This window comes from Nocardia goodfellowii (genome assembly GCF_017875645.1).
GTDB classification, from domain to species: domain Bacteria; phylum Actinomycetota; class Actinomycetes; order Mycobacteriales; family Mycobacteriaceae; genus Nocardia; species Nocardia goodfellowii.
Window position 1 is genome coordinate 7,111,366 of record NZ_JAGGMR010000001.1, and the last position, 20,948, is coordinate 7,132,313.

At 68.2% G+C, this 20,948-nt stretch carries 18 protein-coding genes; 1 reads left to right on the plus strand and 17 read right to left on the minus strand.

Going from position 1 to position 20,948, the window contains the following annotated elements; genetic code table 11:
- Positions 1–55 precede the first annotated feature (55 nt).
- Entirely contained in the window at positions 56–565 is a 510-nt protein-coding gene (locus BJ987_RS32950) for a WKL family lipoprotein (protein ID WP_209896949.1), read from the minus strand.
- A gap of 103 nt (positions 566–668) precedes the next feature.
- On the minus strand, positions 669–1,979 hold the full coding sequence (locus BJ987_RS32955; protein WP_209899499.1) for a DNA polymerase IV: 1,311 nt from the start codon (positions 1,977–1,979) through the stop codon (positions 669–671).
- A 253-nt stretch (positions 1,980–2,232) separates the two neighbouring features.
- On the opposite strand from BJ987_RS32955, the gene BJ987_RS32960 reads away from it, so the two are divergent.
- Entirely contained in the window at positions 2,233–3,117 is an 885-nt protein-coding gene (locus BJ987_RS32960) for a UTP--glucose-1-phosphate uridylyltransferase (RefSeq protein ID WP_209896950.1), read from the plus strand.
- Here the strand turns inward: BJ987_RS32960 and BJ987_RS32965 are convergent.
- From BJ987_RS32965 to murD, 15 genes are all read right to left on the minus strand, one after another.
- Positions 3,114–4,070, minus strand: coding sequence for an SMP-30/gluconolactonase/LRE family protein (locus BJ987_RS32965; RefSeq protein WP_209896951.1), 957 nt, complete (start codon positions 4,068–4,070; stop codon positions 3,114–3,116). The two genes, BJ987_RS32960 and BJ987_RS32965, sit on opposite strands and share 4 nt — an antisense overlap.
- Before the next feature lie 91 nt (positions 4,071–4,161).
- Complete coding sequence (locus BJ987_RS32970; RefSeq protein WP_209896952.1) at positions 4,162–4,611, minus strand: NlpC/P60 family protein; 450 nt, start codon at positions 4,609–4,611, stop codon at positions 4,162–4,164.
- A gap of 743 nt (positions 4,612–5,354) precedes the next feature.
- Positions 5,355–8,561, minus strand: coding sequence for an isoleucine--tRNA ligase (ileS, locus tag BJ987_RS32975; protein WP_372446914.1), 3,207 nt, complete (start codon positions 8,559–8,561; stop codon positions 5,355–5,357).
- Between the two features lie 334 nt (positions 8,562–8,895).
- Positions 8,896–9,096, minus strand: a complete 201-nt coding sequence (locus tag BJ987_RS32980; RefSeq protein ID WP_209896953.1) for a hypothetical protein — start codon at positions 9,094–9,096, stop codon at positions 8,896–8,898.
- Between the two features lie 86 nt (positions 9,097–9,182).
- Positions 9,183–10,031 carry a DivIVA-like cell division protein Wag31 gene (gene wag31, locus BJ987_RS32985; RefSeq protein WP_209896954.1) on the minus strand — a complete coding sequence of 283 codons (849 nt, stop codon included), beginning with the start codon at positions 10,029–10,031 and terminating at the stop codon, positions 9,183–9,185.
- A gap of 154 nt (positions 10,032–10,185) precedes the next feature.
- The gene (locus BJ987_RS32990; protein WP_209896955.1) at positions 10,186–10,473 is read right to left on the minus strand and encodes a YggT family protein; all 288 of its coding nucleotides are present in this window, start codon (positions 10,471–10,473) and stop codon (positions 10,186–10,188) included.
- Positions 10,474–10,562: 89 nt separating this feature from the next.
- The gene (locus tag BJ987_RS32995) at positions 10,563–11,390 is read right to left on the minus strand and encodes a cell division protein SepF (protein ID WP_209896956.1); all 828 of its coding nucleotides are present in this window, start codon (positions 11,388–11,390) and stop codon (positions 10,563–10,565) included.
- 129 nt (positions 11,391–11,519) lie between these two features.
- Complete coding sequence (locus tag BJ987_RS33000) at positions 11,520–12,275, minus strand: YggS family pyridoxal phosphate-dependent enzyme (RefSeq protein WP_209896957.1); 756 nt, start codon at positions 12,273–12,275, stop codon at positions 11,520–11,522.
- Positions 12,272–13,000 carry a peptidoglycan editing factor PgeF gene (gene pgeF / locus BJ987_RS33005; RefSeq protein WP_209896958.1) on the minus strand — a complete coding sequence of 243 codons (729 nt, stop codon included), beginning with the start codon at positions 12,998–13,000 and terminating at the stop codon, positions 12,272–12,274. The genes BJ987_RS33000 and pgeF overlap by 4 nt, the downstream gene beginning before the upstream one ends.
- 233 nt (positions 13,001–13,233) lie before the next feature.
- Entirely contained in the window at positions 13,234–14,472 is a 1,239-nt protein-coding gene (gene ftsZ, locus BJ987_RS33010) for a cell division protein FtsZ (RefSeq protein ID WP_209896959.1), read from the minus strand.
- A 262-nt stretch (positions 14,473–14,734) separates the two neighbouring features.
- Positions 14,735–15,424, minus strand: a complete 690-nt coding sequence (locus BJ987_RS33015; protein WP_209896960.1) for a cell division protein FtsQ/DivIB — start codon at positions 15,422–15,424, stop codon at positions 14,735–14,737.
- Positions 15,425–15,426: 2 nt separating this feature from the next.
- Positions 15,427–16,866, minus strand: coding sequence for a UDP-N-acetylmuramate--L-alanine ligase (gene murC / locus BJ987_RS33020; RefSeq protein ID WP_245367716.1), 1,440 nt, complete (start codon positions 16,864–16,866; stop codon positions 15,427–15,429).
- 44 nt (positions 16,867–16,910) lie between these two features.
- Positions 16,911–18,008, minus strand: a complete 1,098-nt coding sequence (gene murG / locus BJ987_RS33025) for an undecaprenyldiphospho-muramoylpentapeptide beta-N-acetylglucosaminyltransferase (RefSeq protein WP_209896962.1) — start codon at positions 18,006–18,008, stop codon at positions 16,911–16,913.
- Positions 18,005–19,465 (minus strand): putative lipid II flippase FtsW, encoded by a 1,461-nt coding sequence (gene ftsW, locus BJ987_RS33030; protein WP_209896963.1) that lies wholly within the window; start codon positions 19,463–19,465, stop codon positions 18,005–18,007. Before ftsW ends, murG begins: the two co-directional genes overlap by 4 nt.
- Positions 19,462–20,934: a UDP-N-acetylmuramoyl-L-alanine--D-glutamate ligase gene (murD, locus tag BJ987_RS33035; protein ID WP_209899505.1), complete on the minus strand. Its 1,473-nt coding sequence runs from the start codon at positions 20,932–20,934 to the stop codon at positions 19,462–19,464. Before murD ends, ftsW begins: the two co-directional genes overlap by 4 nt.
- Between the last annotated feature and the right edge of the window lie 14 nt (positions 20,935–20,948).

Here is a 20,948-nt window from a genome sequence, read left to right on the forward strand (position 1 = left end):
TTCCGGCGAACGGTCACAGCCGGTGCCGCGCGCACCGGCCGTGACCGGTGCGACATCAGGCGGTGCAGGCCACCGACTGGACATTGGCCAGCTGCAGCATCTGGCAGGCCCACGCCTTCTGCACCTTCCACTTGCCGTCTTCGGCGACGAACGGCACGTCGGCGATGTTCTCCTGGCCGTTGATGGTGATCTTGGCCTTGGCGTTGATGGTGTCACCGAACGCCGTCACCTCGGTGACCTCGGCCGACGCGCCGGACTGCTGAACGGCCTGGGCGAGGCGGCCCGGCAGTTCCGGATCGGCCTGGGCGCCCTGGACCATTTCCAGCTTCTCGTCGTTCGGCACGTTCGGGTCGAGCGCCTTCTGCAGCTGGGCGTTCAGCTCCGCCACGGTCGGGACCGGCGGCACGTTCGCCGCGCTGGTGGCCGCCGTCGTCATGGCACTGGTCGTCGAGCTCTTCGCCGTCGAAGTGTCCTTCTTGTCATCGCTGCCGCAGGCAGTCATGCTCAGTGCGGCGGCGAGGGCCAAGCCGGCGATCGCGATGCGTCCAGTCTTACGAAGCTTCAACTGCTCGTCCTTTGCGTTCGAGTAGGTTCCGTGGTTTCCCGCAGCAGCTTCCACCCACCGGTCGTTGAAATACCTCAGCGGCTTCACTGCACGGTGCTTCAGGCTAGTGGAGGCTGTCGAGCGGATCGGCACGGGACAGACTGATGTCGTCGGCGCTGAAGGTACGCGCTGGGCCGGGGCCTGTCGAACTGGTCTCGAAACGGACAGTGACCACTCCCAATCCCGCGCCCTGCACCCAGCCGTGCCCGAATTCCGGGTGCGCGACATCCATTCCGGGATACCACAAGGTTGCTCGCTGCTCCGGCGGGTCCGATTCGGCTGCGGGGGCCGGGGTTTCGGGCGCCGAGTCGGCCGGGACGTCCTCGATCGGATCCTGGTCCAGCTCCGGGAACAGCGATTCCTGGCGCACGGTGGACAGCCCGCCGAAACCGACGCCCACCAACCGAATCGGGCCCAGCTCGGCCGGGTCGATCGCGGACCGCTGCGCGGCGGTGGAGAGAGTAACCAGATCCGTTGTCGCGTAGGGCAACGTGAACGAACGGGTGACCACGCTCATATCGGACTTCTTCAATTTCAGCACCACGGTGCGCGCGGCCCGGCCGTCCTTCTCCAGCCTGCGGTGCGCGGACGCGGCCATCGCCTCGATGGCGGGCCGCAACTGCGCGAGGGTGACGATGTCGGTCTCGTAGGTGTTCTCGGCGCTGATCTGTTTGGCTTCGGCCCGTTCCGCCACCGGGCGGTCGTCGATGCCGCGCGCCAGCCGGTGCAGCGCCGACCCGACACTGCCGCCCAGAATGGACGCGGCCTCCGATTCGGGCAGCGCGGCGAACGCACCCACGGTCTCGATGCCCAGGGAGCGCAGCCGGCTTTCGGCGACCGGGCCGATCCCCCACAGTTTGCGGACCGGCAGCGCGGCCAGTAGCCGCTGCTGTTCGGCCGGCGAAACCACCCGGATGCCATCGGGTTTCGCCAGGCCGGACGCGATCTTGGCCAGCTGTTTGCCGGTACCCGCGCCGATCGAGGCGACCAGGCCGGTCCGCGCCCGCACCACCGCCCGCAGTTCGGTGCTGAACCGGTGTACCTCGGCCACCGTCGCACCGGCCAATTCCGCCGGCTCACCGAAGGCCTCGTCGAACGACAGCGTCTCGAGCACGGGGATGCGGCTGCGCAGCGCCTCGAAAACCCGCCCGCTCATCTCGCCGTAGACCACGCCGCGCGGCGGCACGACCACCGCCGACCCACCCACCAGCCGCCGCGCCTGATGCATCGGCATGGCCGAGCGCGCACCGAAGACCCGGGCCTCGTAGCTCGCACCCGCGACCACCCCGCGACCGCCGGTGCCGCCGACGAGCACCGGACGCCCGCGCAGGGTAGGCCGGGTCAGTTGCTCGACGGATGCGAAGAAGGCGTCCATGTCGATGTGCAGCACCCAGCGCCGCGCGGCGCGCTCCGCATCCTCCGGCGGGTACGGCGACCGGGTGCTCACCGCGCCCGCCGCTGCTTCAGGGTCCTCACGGCCAGGAATCTACGCGGCCGCACCGACAGCTTCCGCACCGGCGAGTCGCCGGTTGACTGTGCGATAGCTGCCGCCGCCACGCCGGGGTCTACCCGCCTTGACCTGCCCCGATCGGACTTGGCACCCACGCGGGTGTGTGATGATCGAGGGTATGAAGATCCGCAAGGCCGTCATCCCGGCCGCTGGAATCGGCTCTCGGCTCCTCCCGCTCACCAAGGCCATCCCGAAGGAGATGCTGCCGGTCGGCGACAAGCCGGTCATCGAGCACACGGTGCGCGAACTCGTCGCGTCCGGGATCACCGACATCACCATCGTCGTCAGCGGTGGAAAGTCGTTGATCCAGGACCACTTCCGGCCCAACCCGGCCCTGGTCGCCCAGCTACGCGCGGACGGCAAGACCGCCTACGCCGACGCGGTCGTGGAAGTCGGCGAGCTGTCCCGGCTCGGCCACATCACCTACCTCGACCAGCACGGGCCCTACGGCAACGGGACGCCCGTCCTGAACGCGGCCCGCAACGCCGGGGACGAGCCGATGCTGGTGCTGTGGCCCGACGACGTGTTCGTCGCCGAGGTGCCGCGCGCCCAGCAACTGGTCGACGCCTACGAGTCCACCGGGGCACCGGTACTCGCGCTGATGCCGATGGACCCGGCCGAATCGCAACGCTACGGCGTGCCGGTGGTCGCCGAGGATCAGGGCAACGGCCTGCTGCGCATCACCGGGCTGCGGGAGAAGCCCAAGCCGGTCGACGCGCCGTCGGCCTACGCGGCGATCGGCGGGTACGTGGTGACCCCCGGCATCATCGAGGAACTGCGGCGGCAGACCGATGCCTGGTACGAGCACCGCACCGGCGAGGTCTACCTGACCGACGCGATCAACGTGTTCGCCGCCGAGCACCCGGTGTACGGCCAGGTCATCCGCGGTCGCTGGTACGACACCGGCAACCCGGCCGATTACCTGGTGGCCCAATTCGCTTCCGCGCTGGCGCATCCCGAATACGGGCCGCTGCTGCGCGGGCTGGTCACCGAGGAGAGCTAACCGAGCTCGACGATCGCGAGCTTGTTGTCCGCCATGCCCGGCACCAGCAGGTTCCGGCCGCTGCCGTCGACGGTGAAATCCGCGGGGCCGATCAGGTTTTCGGGGAGTTTCACCGCGGCGGCCGCGGTACCGTCCGGGCGGTAGATCGTGATGGTCCCGGCGGTGGGCGGCTCGACCGAAACCCAGTCCGAGACCGCGAGATTGCCGTCCGGAAGCAGGGCCAGACCGTCGAGGATGCCGTGTACGGTCCCGATCTTCTTGGGCTGTGCGGGGATTCGGGCCAGATCGAGAACGAACAGGTCGCCGCCCTTGAAGTCGGCGCCCAGCGCGGCGACATAGACGGTCTTGCCGGTCTGGTCCGCCACCACACCATTGGCGCCGGGTACGGCGGTGGTCACCGTGCCGAACCGCTTGGACTCCAGGTCGAGTTTGTAGACCGAGCCGCGCAGCGAGTCGGTGACGAGCAGGGTTTTGCCGTCCAGCACCGCGATGTCGTTCAGCAGAGCCGGGGCGTCGCCCTCCAGCTTCGCTTCGAACACCTGGCCGAGCGTATTCGCGTCGTAGCCGACCACCCGGTCGATATCGGCGACGAAGATCTTGTTGCCGGTGTAGGCCATGCCCTTCGGCGCGTTCAGCGGCGCGTCACCCGAGCGCGGGATGGCCTTCAGCTCGGTGAGTGTGCCGGTCTGATCGAGCCGGGACAGAAACCCGTCGCCGTCCTTCGCCGTGGCGTCCTGCACCGGGCCGACATTGGAGACGAACCACGCGTCCCCCGCGACCAGCACGCTCTCCGGATGCGAAAACCCTTGCAGCACCGCCGGTGCGGCGACCGGCACCACGGTCATCTCGTGCCCGGAGTGCTCGTCACCACCACCACAGCCGGTCACGGTGGCGCCCAGCAGCACCACCGCGGCGAGGCCGATCCCGACGCGGGGTATACCGCGAACACCCATCTCGACCATCCGTTCCCACGCCGTGCAGCGACCGCTGCCCTGATCGTGGAAACTTAATCGATCCCGACCGATCCGGCGCGGCGAGCGCGGTTCAGAAGAACCGGCGGATGGCGTAGATCTTGAACTCGCGCAGTGGTGTCATGCCGACCGGGACACCGTAGTCATAGGCGTTGAGGACCTGCCCCATCCCGGCGTAGATGCCGACGTGCGAGCCGTCGCTGTTCAAGACCACCACGTCGCCCGGCGCCAAACCGATGAACGACACCGGGATGCCGACCCGCGCCTGCTCCCAGGTAGTGCGCGGCAACTTGATCCCGACCTGGCGATAGGCCCACTGGACCAAACCGGAGCAATCCCAGGCATGCGGGCCGTTGCCGCCCCACTGGTAAGGCTTGCCGACCTGAGTGGTCGCGATGGCGAGCGCGGCGAGCCCGCGCGGACTGGAAATGGGGATCGGCAGCTCCACCGAGCCAGTGCTACTCCCAACCTCGTTGAGGGTCTCAGCCAAATTGATACCGGCCGTGGCGAGGAACTCGGCCATGCGCACAGTCTGCTCGAGGTAGGTGGTCTCTCGCGCCTCGGCCGCGTTGCTGGGAGCGGATGCGCCGGGTGTGGTGGCGGTTGTGGCCTGGGGTTCGGTGGCGGATGCGGCCAGTGCGCCGGGTGCGGCGGGCGCGGAGCTAGGCGCGGGTACCGCCGGTGCGGCGGGGGCGGCGGCCGATGCGCCAGGGGCAGCCGCTGCCGATCCACCAGGTGCGGCTTGTGTGACCGAAGCACCCGGTACTGCAGCGGGCGCACGGGGCGCAGGCGCTGCGGGTACAGGCGCTGCGGCGGCGGTGCCGGGGGCGAGCAGGCCCGCGCATACTGCGGGCGCGGCTAGGAGTAGGCCGAGAACGGTTCCTTTACGGGGTCTTTTCGATGTATTCAGCACGGCGCGTGTGCCTCCTCGGCTAAGGCACGGCGACCGGCCTCGCGGAGCGCAACGGGAGACAGGCAGCCGTGGAACCACAGCGCGTGTGCCCGCCCGAAAACCGGCTAGCACCGCGCAGTCCAGGTAGAACAGTCATTGTGCGCAGTCACTGAAAGCACAGAGGTATTCCTGCGTCCCAGTGGCAACATCGAATTCTGCGGCAGCGTCGCTTATCGAACAAGCTTCTAGCTAATATTCAGCGTTGCATCTCGGTCACGGTCACGATGCGGGGGCGTAAAGAGAAACGGGGCCGGCTTCCGTGGTGGAAGCCGGCCCCGATGCGCTCCTCGGACGCGCTCAGTGTGACCGCGTGGTCAGGCCTTGCTGAGGGACACCTTCACGCCGCCGACGATCTCGGGAGCGTCCGCGCCCACGTCACCGAAAGTCAGTGCGGTGGCGAGGATTTCGCCCGCGATCAGATCGCGGTGGGTTTCGGCCCAGCCCAGACGCTCGGCGGGCACCTCCAGCACCACCGAGATCCGATCCGAAACGTCCAGCCCTGCGGACTTGCGGCTTTCCTGCAGGTCACGGATGAGATCGCGGGCCCAGCCCTCCGCCTCGAGTTCCTCGGTCACCGCCGAATCGAGCACCACGAGACCGGCGTTGCCGGGCAGCGCGGCGGTGGACTCCGGCTCGGCCGCGACCAGTCGCTGGGTGTATTCCTCTGGCAGCAACTCGATTCCGGCGGCGGCAGTGGAGCCGGCCGGGAAAACCGTGACGACACCGGCGGCGTTCTCCGACCAGTCGCCGGCCTTGACCGCCTTGATCACCGCCTGCACGTCCTTGCCCAGACGCGGACCGGCGGCCCGCGCGTTCACCACCAGCTCGAAGCGCCCGTGCACGGCGACGTCGGTGGTCAGGTCCACCTTCTTGACGTTCACCTCGTCGGCGATGATGTCGGCGTAAGGCCGCATCCGCTCGGCGTCCGCGGCCGCGATGGTGACCTCGGCCAACGGCAGACGCACCCGCAGGTTCTTCGCCTTACGCAAGCTCAGCACCGTCGAGCAGACCGTGCGCACCTCGTCCATGGCCGCGACCAACTCCGGATCGGCGGGCAACTCACCAGCCTCCGGCCAATCGGCCAGGTGCACCGACCGTTCACCCGTAAGCCCACGCCAGATGACCTCGGTGATCAGCGGCAGCAGTGGCGCGGCGAGGCGGGTGACCACCTCGAGCACCGTATGCAGCGTGTCCACCGCATCGCGATCCTCGGACCAGAAGCGCGAACGCGACCGGCGCACATACCAATTGGTGAGCGCGTCGGCGAACTGGCGCAGCTCGTCACAGGCGCCCGCGATGTCGTAGGTCGCCAGCGCCTCGGTCATCACCTCGCGCGTGGCCGCCAGCTTGGCCAGGATGTACCGGTCCAGCACATGCGGCGAATCCGTGCGCCACACACCGGATTCCGAGGCGTAGAGCTGCAGGAAGGTCCACGCGTTCCACAGCGGGCGCAGCGCGTGGCCGACACCCTCGCGGATGCCGCGCTCGGTGACGATGAGGTTGCCGCCGCGCAGGATCGGCGAGCTCATCAGGAACCAGCGCATGGCGTCGGAGCCGTCCCGGTTGAACACCTCGTTCACATCCGGGTAGTTGCCCTTGGACTTGGACATCTTCAGGCCGTCGTCACCCAGCACGATGCCGTGCGCGGCAACGGTTTTGAACGCGGGGCTGTCGAAGAGCGCGGTGGACAGCACGTGCAGGGTGTAGAACCAGCCGCGGGTCTGCCCGTTGTACTCGACGATGAAATCGCCCGGGAAGTGGCTGTCGAACCACTCCTTGTTCTCGAACGGGTAGTGCACCTGCGCGTAGGGCATCGAGCCCGACTCGAACCAGCAGTCCAGCACCTCGGGTACGCGCCGCATCATCGACTTGCCGGTCGGGTCATCGGGATTCGGCCGGACCAGGTCGTCGATCATGGGGCGGTGCAGATCGGTCGGACGCACGCCGAAGTCGCGCTCCAGCTCGTCCAGCGAGCCGTACACGTCCATGCGCGGATAGGCCGGATCGTCGGACACCCACACCGGGATCGGGCTGCCCCAGTAGCGATTACGGCTGATGTTCCAATCCCGCGCGCCTTCGAGCCACTTGCCGAACTGACCGTCGCGGATATGCTCGGGAACCCAGCTGATCTGCTGGTTCAGCTCCACCATGCGGTCGCGGAACTTGGTCACCGCGACGAACCAGGACGGCACCGCCATGTAGATCAGCGGCTGACCGGAACGCCAGCTGTGCGGGTAGGAGTGCTCGATCGTCTCATGCCGCAACAGCTTTCCGGCGGCCTTGAGGTCCTTGATGATCACCGGGTTGGCGGCGAAGACCATCAGGCCCTCGTACGGCGGCACCATCGAGGTGAACTTGCCGCCCGCGTCCAGCGGCTGCACGATCTCGATCCCGTTGGCCGTGGCGACATCCATGTCCTCCTCACCGAAAGCCGGTGCGAGATGCACGATTCCGGTGCCGGAGTCGGTGGTCACATAGTCGGCGGAGAGCACCCGGTGCGCGTTCGGGTGGCCGGCGAAGAAGTCGAACGGCGGCTGATAGTCCAGCCCTACCAGGGCCGCTCCGAGGTGCTCGGAGAGGATGCCGGACGCTGTGCCCTCTGGTCGCTCCACCGGCTCCGCGCCGAGCCCGAACTCCCGCGCGTAATGCGAAACCCGTTCCGCGGCCAGGACATAGCGCTTGCCGTCCGCGGCGCGCAAGTGCACGTACCGCACGTCGGGGTGCACCGCGACCGCGAGGTTGGACGGCAGCGTCCACGGGGTGGTGGTCCAGATCAGCGCGTTCGCGCCGTCCAGTTCGCGCAGTGGATGATCGGCCGGGACGCGGAGCACCATGTCGACGGTGACGGCCGGATCCTGGCGCATCTTGTACGCGTCGTCGAGGCGGGTTTCCTGATTCGACAGCGGCGTCTGCTCGTACCAGCTGTAGGGCAGCACCCGGAAGCCCTGATAGATCAGGCCCTTGTCGAACAACGACTTGAACGCCCACATCACCGACTCCATGAAGTCGAGATCGAGGGTCTTGTAGTCGTTGTCGAAGTCGACCCAGCGTGCCTGACGCGTCACATAGTCGCGCCATTCACCGGTATACCGCAGCACCGAGGATTTGCAGGCGGCATTGAATTCCGCCAAACCCATCGCATCGATCTGTGATTTGTCTGTGATACCGAGCTGCTTTTCCGCTTCGATTTCCGCGGGCAATCCGTGGCAGTCCCAGCCGAATCGGCGGTCGACCCGATTCCCGCGCATCGTCTGAAACCTCGGGATGAGGTCCTTCACATATCCGGTGAGCAGATGTCCGTAATGTGGCAGACCGTTGGCAAACGGCGGCCCGTCGTAGAAGACGAACTCGCCCGCACCCGTACGGTTCTCGATGCTGGCCCGGAAGGTGTCGTCGGCGGCCCACGCGTCGAGGACCTTGCGCTCCAGGTCGGGGAAGGATCCACCGCTGCCCGCGCCGAGATCGACGCGAGGGTATGCGGACTTGCCAGTGTGCTCCGCCATCGCGGCTGGGTCCACCATGAAAAGGGGTCTCCTCGTGCCACCGCGCCGGTGTAGGCGCGTACCTAAGGGCACGGGGACGATGCCGGCGCCGGTGCGCCGAAACCGCGGTACCACCCCGTTTGTCCGGCTCGCAGACGTGCCGGACCTCTCGTTGTGAGCTGTGACGGGCTCACCCGTTCGGTTCTAATAAGCGCTGGACGCGCCGTTCTTCCGAAGGCTCCCCGGTGATGGCCGGATCGACGCCGTGTTCCTTCGATTCTAACCGGGACTGTCCAGCAGGTTTCCGCAGCCCTGAGCTCGGGTACAAGCAAGTAGCTCGAGATCTACGAAGGTGCAAGGTGTTGTCAGGTTCTCATCGTTTCGCGTGCCGCCCCGGTGGCGGGGCCGCCTCGTCGTCCGGCTTGCGCATGGACAGCGCGCTGACGAGCAACAGCACGGCACCTATCACGCAGACGAGGATGCAGCCCCAGGCCCACAGCACCGACCCGGTGGTCAGTGCCGTCACGAGCAGGGCGAACCCGATCGCAGCGAGAACGAGTGTCAAGACGAGCATGGTGACCCCCTGGGGGGATGGCACGAGGCGCAGCCGACGGGGTGGGTGAACTCAGCCATGCCAGGCGGTTCGACAGGGGGCAGGGTCTACTTCGAGCCTTTGGCGAATGACGCGGGCGCGAGGTTGTTTCCGGCGCCGGCATCGGCGAAGGCTTCGCCGCCATCCACCGGAACCGCCGACCCGCGGTTCTCCAATTCCTCCAGCTGCGACTCCAGGTACGACTTGAGCCGCACGCGGTATTCGCGCTCGAAGGTCTTCAGCTGCTCGATCCGGCTCTCCAGCACGCTGCGCTGCTGGGTGATGGTCGCCATGATCTCGGTGTGCTTGCGCTCGGCGTCGGCCTGCAGGGCATCGGCCTTTTCCTTGGCCTGACGCAGCTGGCTGTCCGAGCGGTTCTGCGCGTCGGTCAGCATGGACTCGGACTTCTGGCGCGCATCGGCGATCATCGCCTCGGAGCGGGTTCTGGCATCGCCCACTAGGCGCTCGGAGTTTGCCCGCGCGTTCGAGAGCAGGTTCTCCGCTTCGACTTTCGCGTCGCTGGTCAACCTGTCCGCCATCTCCTGGGCGAGGCTGAGCACCTTGGCTGCCTGCAGATTGGCGTCGGCCCCAGGCGCTTCGGCCTTCGGCGCGGCCGGCATCGGCGCGGGCGGGGCCTGCTGCACCGGGGGTTTGATCGGTTCCGACGGCGGGGGCGCCTGCTGCACCGGGGCTTTCACCGGCGCCGGGGCGGCGGGACGGCTCTTCTTGGCATCGGCCAGTTCGGCATCGAGCTCGGCAACCCGCTGGCGCAGGTCGGCGTTCTCCTCGATCAAACGGGAAAGTTCCTGCTCCACAAGGTCAAGGAAGGCATCGACTTCATCTTCGTTGTAGCCGCGCTTCCCGATCGGCGGTTTGCTGAACGCGACGTTGTGCACATCGGCTGGAGTCAGCGGCATGGAAGGATCCCTTCACGCGTCTTTTGGAGATGTAGCAGATCTAGCAAGGTATCTACGGGGCTGGCAGCCGGCGGAGCTGGCGGGGCGGGAAAAGCCCTGCCCCATTCTGTCACACCGGAGCTACCGGTTGGCTGTGCCTCTGAACGATTGGTCCTCACGACACGCGAGCTTCCGCGAACGACATCGCGATGAACACCGCGAACAGCAGGACCATAATCGACAGATCGAGTCGAATTCCTCCCAATGACACCGTTGGTATCAATCGCCTCAGCAGTTTCACCGGCGGGTCGGTGATCGTGAAGATCACCTCCAGGAGGACGACAACGACACCCGTCGGTCGCCAGTCGCGAGCAAAGCTACGGATGAACTCGACAATCACCCGGCTGATCAACAACAGCCAGAAGATGAACAGTACGAGGTACAGCACCGCAAACAAGGCCACGACCTCACTCTGCCGCAAAATCCGCGCCGCGCAAAATGACCACACCGCCCCCGGCGCAACAGATCTGCTGAAACCCCCTGATCACAACCCTATTTTTGGTTGTAGAAGCCGGTTTCGGCGATCCGGCGCCGCTCCTCGGCGGAGACGTCGACATCGGCCGGGGAGAGCAGGAACACCTTCGTGGCCACCTTGTCGAACGAACCCCGCAGAGCGAAGGCGAGTCCGGCCGCGAAATCGACGAGCCGCTTGGCGTCGGCGTTGCTCAGGTCGACCAGGTCCATGATCACCGGGTTACCTTCACGGAACCGCTCGCCGATGATCCGGGCCTCGCTGTAATCGCGCGGGCGCAGTGTCGTGATCTTGGACAAGGGACCTCCGTCCTCGAAGATCCCGGGCCGGCGCGCGGGGGCCGGTTCGGGGCGCACGCGCTCCTCCAGCCGGCGCTCCTCGGCGTCGGGATCGACAGCGAGCGCGCCACGGGTCGCTCCGCGCATCATCGGCGCACCGCCACCAGCGGTGAAGCGGCGGCCCGACGACGGGGCCGACTCGATCCGGGTGGGGCGCCGGGGCGCCTCGTAGCGATCGTCACCGTAGGACTCGTCGCCGTAGTCGTCGCGGCGAGCGACCGGGTAACCGGCCTTGTACGGCTTGTAGACCGGCGCGGGCTCGGCGTAGTCGGGCTCGTCGTCGAACCGGTCGGCCGGGCTGTACCGCTCGGCGCCGTAAGGGTCTTCGCTGTAGCGGTCAGCGGGGTAACCGCCCGCGTAGGGGATCCGACCACGCGCGCCTCGCGGCTCGCTCCCACCGCGCGGGGCGGGTGCGGCGGTTCCACGCAGATCGTCGGCGACATAGTCGTCTTCGTAATCCTCGAGCGGAACCATGCCGAAGTACGCCTTGAACTTGTGCAGTGTACTCATTACCGCACCTCGTGTTCGCTCATGTGGTCGACCTTCCTTCGGCCCCGGTGGCGGCCGGGTATTGAAGTTTTGCTCAGCCCTCTTCCGTCCCAAGCATATGTGTCGAATGTGACTGATGAGGTTTCTTTGCTACGCCGAGGTTATCGGTCTAGCGCCCATCAGGGCGGTACCGACACGCACGCAAGTCGAACCGTGTTCGACCGCTGCTTCCAAATCCGAGGACATTCCGGCAGAAAGTTCGGTCGCACCGGGGTGTCGCTGCAGCAGCAGGGTGTGCAAGGTCGCAAGTCGTGCAAACGCGCTATCGGTGTCGGCATGCAGTGGTGGAATGGCCATCAGGCCTCCTAGCTGCAGTGCTTCCGATTCCGCGACGAGATCGGCGAGGGCGTCGAGTTCGGCCGGTGCGACACCACCGCGGGCCGGGTCTTCGTCCAGGCTGACCTGCAGAAGTACCCGCACCGGCGTGTCTCGCTGTCCGGCCTCCAGCGCGTCGCGTGCTGCTGTGTCAAGAGCCATTGCCAGCCGTTCGCTGTCGACCGAGTGCACGGTGTGCGCCCAGCGCGCGATAATGCGCGCTTTGTTGCGTTGCAGGCGTCCGATCATGTGCCACCGCACGTCGCTGAGGTCTCGCTCACCCGCCAGCTCGGGCAGCGCCGCTACTTTCGCCGTCGCCTCCTGTTCCCGGGATTCGCCGAACTCGCGACGGCCGAGCCGGTAGAGGATGCCCAGATCCGCGGCCGGGAAGAACTTCGTCACGGGCAGCAGGCGCACCGATCCGGGTTCGCGGCCGGCGGCCCGGCAGGCCGCGTCGATGCGCGCGGTCAGCGCGGCAAGGTTGGTCGCGAGCTCGGAAGTGCGGGCGTCGAGCGGGGTTTCGGTGTTCACGCGGGGGTCTCCATCCAGATCACCCCGGCGATCCGTCCGGTCGGGGCGCCGCGGCGGTGGCTGAACAAGGTCTTGTCCTCGATGGTGCAGCGCGGGTCCACCGCGACCGCGCCGATCCCGGCCTCGGTGAGCTGCCTGCGGATGCCGGCGCGCAGGTCCAGCGATGGCGTGCCGCGCACGGTGGTGGCAGCGCTGCCGGGCAAATGCTTTTCCACGTCGGCGCGCATAGCGGCGGGGACCTCGTACTGACGGCCGGACGCGGCCGGACCGAGAAACGCGCCGATCCGGTCGACGCGCGCGCCGACCGACACCATCGCCTCGAGCACCTTCGGCACGATGCCGATCCGGGCGCCGATGCGCCCGGCGTGCACCGCCGCGATCACACCCGCCTCGTCGTCGGACAACAGGATCGGGACGCAGTCGGCGCTGAGGGTGACCAGCGCGAGATTCGGCACGGTGGTGACCAGAGCGTCGGTGGCGGGCACCGCTTCGGCGCGCGGCCCATCGACGATTTCGACGTTGCGGCCGTGGATCTGCTCCATCCACACCAGCCGATCAGGGGTCAGGCCGATGCCCTCGGCCAGCCGCTCCCGATTACGCCGCACCGCACTCGGTTCGTCGCCGACATGATCGCCGAGATTGAAGGTGTCGTACGGCGGCGCCGAGAAACCACCTGTCCTCGTCGTAGTGACCCGTCGGACAGTCATTGTCGGCGCAGCAGTCATATCCCCGAGCGTAGTGGCCGACCACGGACCACGACGAATGCCGCGCACCGCCGGAGACCACCGTCACCCGGACACAGAACAGCGGACCATCCAAGAGATTTGGACAGTCCGCCGAAGTGATCGAGCCCCGCCGAATACGAGGCCGCCGAGCGCGCGCGGCAGGCTCGCGACAGTGCGGCACCGGGGAAGCGCCGCCGGCGCCCTCCGAGCCCGCTGCTCAGGCGAAAGCCGAGCTAGCGGCGCATGAAGGAGGGCACATCCACGTCGTCATCGTCATCATCGATGTCGGGCGGCTGGATGTGTGCGCGCGGGTTGTGCGTCACCGTGGGTTCGGCGAGGCGGGCACGCTCGCTTTCGGCATAACTCGGTACCGGGCCGCGGGTGGGCGTGCTCGGGGTGGCGGCCGGAGGTTCGGTCCGAGCGGACACCGCGGACTCGCTGCTGGTACGACCGGCGGTGATCTCCCCCGCCCGCCCGGAACCGATGGCGGTGCTGCGGGTGTTCTCGAAACTGCGCCGCGCCGGGCCGCCGCCGTCGAAACCGGCCGCGATCACGGTGACGCGTACCTCGTCGCCGAGCGAATCGTCGATCACCGTGCCGAAGATGATGTTGGCCTCGATGTGCGCGGCCTCCTGCACCAGCGACGCGGCCTCGTTGATCTCGAACAGACCGAGGTCGGAGCCGCCCGCGATCGAGAGCAGCACGCCGTGCGCGCCATCCATGGAAGCCTCGAGCAGCGGCGAATTGATCGCCGACTCGGCGGCTTTCACCGAGCGGCCCTCACCGCGCGCGGAGCCGATGCCCATCAGCGCGCTGCCGGCGCCGGACATCACCGACTTCACGTCCGCGAAGTCGACATTGATCAGGCCGGGGGTGGTGATCAGGTCGGTGATGCCCTGCACACCGTTGAGCAGCACCTCGTCGGCGGAGCGGAACGCGTCCATCAGGCTGACCGCCGCGTCGCCCAGCTGTAGCAGCCGATCGTTCGGGATGACGATGAGCGTGTCGCAGGACTCGCGCAGCAGGTTGATGCCCACCTCGGCCTGGTTGCCGCGGCGCTTGCCCTCGAACGAGAACGGCCGGGTGACAACGCCGATGGTCAGCGCGCCGAGCTTGCGGGCGATGCTGGCCACCACGGGCGCGCCACCGGTGCCGGTGCCGCCGCCCTCACCGGCGGTGACGAAGACCATGTCGGCGCCCTTGAGCACCTCTTCGATCTCGTCCTTGTGGTCTTCGGCGGCCTTGCGGCCGACCTCGGGGTCGGCGCCGGCGCCGAGACCACGGGTGAGCTCGCGGCCGACGTCGAGCTTGACGTCGGCGTCACTCATCAGCAGCGCCTGCGCGTCGGTATTGACCGCGATGAACTCGACTCCCTTGAGTCCCTGTTCGATCATCCGGTTGACGGCATTCACGCCGCCGCCGCCGATACCGACGACCTTGATCACAGCAAGGTAGTTGTGCGGGGGCGTCATGGGCTCTCGCCTTCCTTCGATCTAAAGCCGTCGTTGCGGACGGGCAAACCCTGAACCTCAACCATAGGGTTGGCGTTATGTCAAGTATCCGACTGCTGCGGAACGCTATTCGCAGCCGCCGCGATACGCCCGCAGGCGCGCCGAGGCGAGTACCAGAATCTTGCGTGATCCCGCTCGCCTTGCCGCGCCACACGTCATATCGTGGACAGCTGCCCCCTGAACCCGATCTTGCTGAAAGATCGCTGGGCGCAATGGGTGTCGCTCACTTTACCGTCACCAGATTAGGACTCGAAACGTCGAACACCGTGCCCTCACGGGTCAGCAGTGGCAACACGACCTGCGCCTTTCGTTCGGCGTCGTTCGCTCCACCCCACACTACCGTGCGCCCGTCGGTCAGGTTCAGCGAGATATCCGAAATCGACCGCGCCACAACCTCACCCACCTGAACTGCCAGCGCAGGGGGCAGAACGCGCAGCACACCGACGGCCGCGGCGGTCACCGGATCGCCGCCGCCCGGACGCTCGGTGACCAGCTTGGGCACCCCGATCGGGGTGGGTTCGACAGCGAATTCGATGCCCTCGCCGTCCACCAGGTGCGCGCCGTCGGGGCCGTCGAAATACAGCACCGGAACGCGTTCGGTCACCGTCACCTTGATGGTGGACGGGTACATCCGCTGCACCCGGGCGGTGTGCACCTTGGGAATTCCGGCGACCCGGCGCGCCATGGCGGTGGTGTCCATGCGCAACATGGATCGGCCCGCCGGGATCTGCAGCTGCTCGCGCACCGCCTGCTCGGACACCGCACCGAGTCCCTCGATCCGCACCGTGCGCACCGATAACGTGGGCGTGAACCAGGCCAGCACGAATACAGCGGTAAGCACGCACACTCCGAGCAAACTGAACAGCCACAGCCGGCGATCCAGCCGCCACCGCGAAAGACCGGGCTGTGTCATCGTCACCGCCCGTACGGGTGGCGCGCCCGCAGGCCGTCGAGGATCTGGCTGCCGAGCATCGTCACATCGCCGGCGCCCATGGTGATCACGACGTCGCCGGGCAGTGCCAGTCCGGCGGCCTGCCGGCCCACCCGGGAGATATCCGGTTGATAGTGCACGGGTTTGGTGACCGCCTGGGCGACCAGCGCGCCGTTCACTCCGGGCAGCGGCTTCTCGCGCGCACCGTAGACATCGAGCACAACCACCTCGTCGGCCAAGCTCAGCGCGGCGCCGAACTCGGTCGCGAAGGTCGCGGTGCGGCTGTACAGATGCGGTTGGAAGACCACGATGACCCGGCCCTGGCGGGAACGGGCGCCGTCGCGGGCCTCCTGCTGCACCAGTTCGGCGGCGGCACCGAGCACCGCGCGCACCTCGGTCGGGTGATGGGCGTAGTCGTCGAAGACGCGGACGCCGTTCTCCCGGCCCACGAACTGGAACCGGCGGTGCACGCCGCCGAAACCCTCCAGACCCTGGATGATCTCGTCGATATCGGCGCCGGTGGCCCGGGCGGCCAGCAGCGCGGCCAGCGCGTTGAGGGCCATGTGCCGACCGGGCACGGACAGGCGCAGGGTGCGCGGCGTGGCTTCGTCGGACAACTGGAACTGGGCGACACCACCGACATCGCGCGGCTCCCAGTGGTGCAGGCGCACACCGACGGGGACGGGCGCGTCCTCCAGTTCGCCGGAGCCATAACCCAAGACCCGCACGCCCTTGGCGGCGAGCTTGTCGCCGACTCGCTCGGCCAGCGCCCGCGAACCGGAATCGTCCAGGCAGACCACCAGCAGGCCGTGGTCGGCGATCCGCTCGGTGAAGTCGTCGAACACCTGGGTGTATGCCTCCGGCGTGCCGAAGAAATCCAGGTGATCGGACTCGATATTGGTCACCACCGCGACATCCGGGGAGTACTGCAGCAGCGAACCGTCGCTCTCGTCGGCCTCGGCGACGAAGCTGTCGCCGGTGCCGTGGTGGGCGTTGGTACCGGCCTCGTTGAGCTCGCCGCCGACCGCGAACGACGGGTCGAACCCGCAGTGCTGCAGTGCGACGATGAGCATCGAGGTGGTCGAGGTCTTGCCGTGCGTGCCCGAGACCAGCAGCGTGCGGTGCCCCGCCATCAGCGAGGCCAGCACGGCCGGCCGCAGCAGCACCGGGATCTCGCGCCGGTTGGCTTCCATCAGTTCGGGATTGGTCTTGGGGATGGCCGCGTAGGTGGTGACCACCACGGTCGGGCCGCCGGGCAGCAGGTCCAGGGCACTGGCGTCGTGCCCGATGCGCACCTGCGCGCCGCGCGCCCGCAGCGCGAGCACGCCGCGGCTCTCCTTGGCGTCCGAACCCGAGACCTCACCGCCGCGGGACAGCAGGATCCGGGCGATACCGGACATGCCCGCACCGCCGATGCCGACCATGTGCACCCGCCGCAGCGCGGGTGGCAGTGCGGATCGCTCGTCGCTCACAGCGCCCCTCCTCGTCCGATCCCAGCCACGATCGAAGCCACTTCGTCGGCGGCGTCGCGGTGCCCCGCACCCGCCGCGGCCCGGCCCATCTCGGTCAGCCGCGCGGGATCGCGCAGCAGCGGTATCACCTCGTTGATCACGTAGCTCGGCGTCAGGTCCTGGTCAGCGACGATTCTGCCACCACCCTGGGCCACCACCGGTCGTGCGTTGAGTTCCTGTTCGCCGTTGCCGTGCGGCAGCGGGACATAGACGGCGGGCAGTCCGACCGCCGACACCTCGGCGACGGTCATCGCGCCGGAGCGGCAGACCACCGCGTCGGCGGCGGCGTAGGCCAGGTCCATCCGGGACAGATACGGCACCGCCACATAACGCCCGGCGCCGTCGGTGTCGGCCAGAGTCAAGGTGTTCTTCGGTCCGTGCGCGTGCAGCACCGAGATACCGGCCGCGGTCAGTTCGCGGGCGGCTCCGGAGACGCCCTCGTTCAAGGTGCGCGCACCCTGCGAGCCACCGAACACGAGCAGCACCGGGCCCTCGGCGGGCAGGCCGAAATGCGCGCGGGCCTCGGCGCGCAACGCCGCCCGGTCCAGGGTGGTGATCGCGGCGCGCACCGGAATACCCACGACCTCGGCTCCGGCCAGGCCCGAATCCGGGACGGCGGCAAGCACTCTGGCCGCGATCCGGGCGCCGACCTTGTTCGCGATACCCGCTTTGGCATTGGCCTCGTGCACCACGACCGGCACCCGGCGCCACCGGGCCGCCAGGTAGGCGGGCAACGCGACATAGCCGCCGAATCCGACGATGACGTCGGCGTCCACCTTGTCGATGACCGCGCGGGTCGCGGCCACCGAGGCGACTACTCGGCCGGGCAGGCGCAGTAGATCGGCGGAGATCTTGCGCGGCAACGGCACCGGCGGGATGAGTTCGAGCGGGTACCCGCGGGCGGGCACCAGGTCCTTCTCCAGACCGCGCTCGGTACCGAGGGCGGTTACGCGGATCGACTCGTCGAGTCGTCGCAACGCGTCGGCGACGGCGAGCGCCGGTTCGATATGTCCCGCGGTTCCACCGCCGGCCACGATCACCGAAAGGGCGCTCACCTGTCTCTACCTCGTTCTCTCGCATGGGGCATCGGATAGTTCGGTTCCCAGGCCCGGGTGGAGCGCAGGGAGCTGGTGCCGCGTCTGGGCGCGGGCCCGGGTTGCGGGCGACGCACCGGCGGCACCGGTTTGCCGCGCTGGGCCTGCGGCGGTGGGCGTTTGCGTTGCTGCTGCGCCCTGGCGGCGTTGCGGGCCCGCGCCGAGGATGCTTTGGCGGGCGAGTACACCTCGGGTTTGGGCAGGCGCAGCAACCGGCTGAACCGCCCGTCGGCGCCGGCGTGCAGCGCGGCCACCGCTTCGGGTTCGTGCCGGGCGGCGTTGGCGATGATGCCGAACATGAACAGGGTGATCGCCAGCGACGAACCGCCCGCCGACACCAGCGGCAACTGCAGACCGGTCACCGGCAGCAACCCGACCACATATCCGATATTGATCAGTGCCTGCGCGGTGATCCAGGTGGTGGCGGTGGCGGTGAGCAGCCGCAGGAACGGGTCCGCCGAACGGGCGGCGATGCGCAGCCCGGTGTAGACGAACAACGCGAACAGACCGAGCACCAGGGCGCAGCCGAGGAACCCGAGTTCCTCGCCGATGATGGCGAAGATGAAGTCGTTGTGGGAGTTCGGCAGATAACTCCACTTGGCGCGGCTCTGCCCGAGGCCGCGGCCCCAGATGCCGCCGTCGGCCAGCGAGTAGAGGGCTTGGCGCGCTTGGTATCCGATGCCCTGCGGGTCAGCTTCGGGATTGAAGAAGTTGCGCATGCGGTCGGATCGGTAACCGGCCGACAATGCCAGCACGCCCGCCGCGATCACGCCGGAGACCGAGATGGTGATGAACAGCCGCACCGGCAGTCCGCCGAACCACAGCAGCGCCGCGAGCACCACGCCGAGGGCGATGGTGGTGGACAGGTTCGGCTGCAGCACGACCAGCAGGCAGACCAGCAGACCGGCCGGGACCAGCGGCACCAGAATGTCTTTCAGGCCGGCCCGCTCCGAACGCCGCGAAGCGAGCAGATGCGCGCCCCACACCACCAGCGTCACCTTGACGATCTCCGACGGCTGCACCGAGATCGGCCCGATCACGAACCAGCGCCGCGCGCCCTGCACCTCCGAGCCGATCCCGGGGACCAGCACCAGCGCCAGCGCGAGCACCGACAGCGCGAACATCGGAAACGACCACTGGCGCAACCGCTTCAGCGGCAGCCGCAACGCCAGATAGAACAGGCCGGTGCCGATGGCGGCGAACATGGCCTGCTGGATGAACAGCGCGTAGGCCGAACCGCCGCCGGCATAGGACTCCACCGACGACGCCGAGAGCACCATGACCAGGCCCAGCACGGTGAGCAGGGTGGCGATGGTGACGACCAGGTGGAACGACGCGAGCGGGCGCGCCAGCCAGGCACCTGCCCAGCGGGCGTTGATCCCCCTGGCCGCCCCGCTCTTCGTCGCCGTTGTCGTCATAGTTGCCGCCCGATGTCCCCGTCCTCCAACGCGTGCACGGCCTCCGCGAAGCTACGGCCGCGATGGGTGTAATCGGCGAACATGTCCAGCGACGCGGCCGCGGGGGCGAGCAGCACGGTGTCACCGTGATTGGCCATACCGGCCGCCGCGCGCACGGCACGCGCCATAACAGCGTCGGCCTTCTCCATCCGCACCCCTGGGTCATCTGGTTGCGCCGCGGACTCCGGTCCCGCGTCCATCAGTGCATCGTCTCCCGCCCACACCTCGATGACCGGGACATCGGGCGCGTGTCGCGCCAACGCGGCGGCGATCACCGGTGCGTCGGACCCGATGAGCACGGCGCCGACCAGCCGGTCGGCGACCTCCTCGATCAGATCCTCGACGTGCGCGCCCTTCAACTGCCCACCGGCGACCCAAACCACTTGGGGGTGAGCCAAAATCGAGGACCGCGCCGCATGCGGATTGGTGGCCTTGGAGTCGTCGATGAAGTTGACGCCCGCGACTTCGCGCACGAACGCGGCGCGGTGCGGTCCGACCTTGTGTTCGATCAGGCCCTCGCGCACGAACTGCGGCGCCACATCGATGGCGCGGGTCAGCGCCGCGGCGGCCAGCGCGTCGGCGACACCGGCGGGACCGGGCGGGCTGATATCGCCGATCTCGGCCAGGATCGCGGCCTTGGTGAACGCGCGGTCCAGCAGCTTGCCGTCGACCACGCCGAGTTCCCCGTCGGCGGGCACGCCGATGCGGAATCCGACGGTGCGCCGCGCCTTGGACTTACGCGCCAGTGCGGCCGCGACCGCGTCGTCCAGACCCACCACCCCGACCCGGCCGTACAGCGCGCGGGCCTTCGCGGCGGCGTAGGCGTCCAGGCCGCCGTGCCAATCCAGATGATCCTCGGCCACATTCAGCACCACACCGGCCTCGGGCCGCACCGACGGCGCCCAGTGCAGCTGGAACGAGGACAGTTCCACCGCGAGCACCTGCGGGCCGGGGCTGCGCCGCAGCGCGTCCAGGATGGGCAGGCCGATATTGCCGCAGGCCACGCTGGCGATGCCGGCGGCGCGCAGGATCGCATGGGTCATCTGGGTGGTGGTGGTCTTGCCGTTGGTGCCGGTCACCACCAGCCACTTGCGGGCCGGACCGTAGATCCGAGCCTGATCCACCCACCAGGCGAATTCCACGTCACCCCAGACCGGGATGCCCTCGGTGACCGCCGATACCAGCACCGGCGAGTCCGGGCGCCAGCCGGGGCTGGTGATGACGAGCGCGAACCGGCTCAGGTCCGCGCTTTCCAGCGCCACGCTGCCGGCTACTTCGAGCCCGAGCTCGGCGGCTTCGGCGAGCGCTTTCGCGCCGCCGTCGGTCACCACCGGATGCGCGCCGATATCGCGCAGCGGTTCGATCAGCGAACGGCCGGAAACACCCCAGCCCGCGACGAGAACGTCACGGCCACGCAGGAATTCCAGCATGGGTCCCGGTGAAC

Coding starts and splice junctions, on each gene's coding strand:
- BJ987_RS32960 (WP_209896950.1), top strand. CDS start 2,233: ATGAAGATCCGCAAGGCCGTCATCCCGGCCGCTGGAATCGGCTCTCGG.
- ileS (WP_372446914.1), bottom strand. CDS start 8,561: ATGGTGGACCCAGCCGCGATGGCGGAGCACACTGGCAAGTCCGCATAC.
- BJ987_RS33015 (WP_209896960.1), bottom strand. CDS start 15,424: ATGACACAGCCCGGTCTTTCGCGGTGGCGGCTGGATCGCCGGCTGTGG.
- BJ987_RS32955 (WP_209899499.1), bottom strand. CDS start 1,979: ATGGACGCCTTCTTCGCATCCGTCGAGCAACTGACCCGGCCTACCCTG.
- BJ987_RS32980 (WP_209896953.1), bottom strand. CDS start 9,096: ATGCTCGTCTTGACACTCGTTCTCGCTGCGATCGGGTTCGCCCTGCTC.
- pgeF (WP_209896958.1), bottom strand. CDS start 13,000: ATGACTGCTGCGCCGACAATGACTGTCCGACGGGTCACTACGACGAGG.
- BJ987_RS32965 (WP_209896951.1), bottom strand. CDS start 4,070: ATGGGTGTTCGCGGTATACCCCGCGTCGGGATCGGCCTCGCCGCGGTG.
- ftsZ (WP_209896959.1), bottom strand. CDS start 14,472: ATGACGCCCCCGCACAACTACCTTGCTGTGATCAAGGTCGTCGGTATC.
- wag31 (WP_209896954.1), bottom strand. CDS start 10,031: ATGCCGCTGACTCCAGCCGATGTGCACAACGTCGCGTTCAGCAAACCG.
- ftsW (WP_209896963.1), bottom strand. CDS start 19,465: ATGACGACAACGGCGACGAAGAGCGGGGCGGCCAGGGGGATCAACGCC.
- BJ987_RS32995 (WP_209896956.1), bottom strand. CDS start 11,390: ATGAGTACACTGCACAAGTTCAAGGCGTACTTCGGCATGGTTCCGCTC.
- murD (WP_209899505.1), bottom strand. CDS start 20,934: ATGCTGGAATTCCTGCGTGGCCGTGACGTTCTCGTCGCGGGCTGGGGT.
- murC (WP_245367716.1), bottom strand. CDS start 16,866: ATGGTCGGCATCGGCGGTGCGGGCATGTCCGGTATCGCCCGGATCCTG.
- BJ987_RS32970 (WP_209896952.1), bottom strand. CDS start 4,611: ATGGCCGAGTTCCTCGCCACGGCCGGTATCAATTTGGCTGAGACCCTC.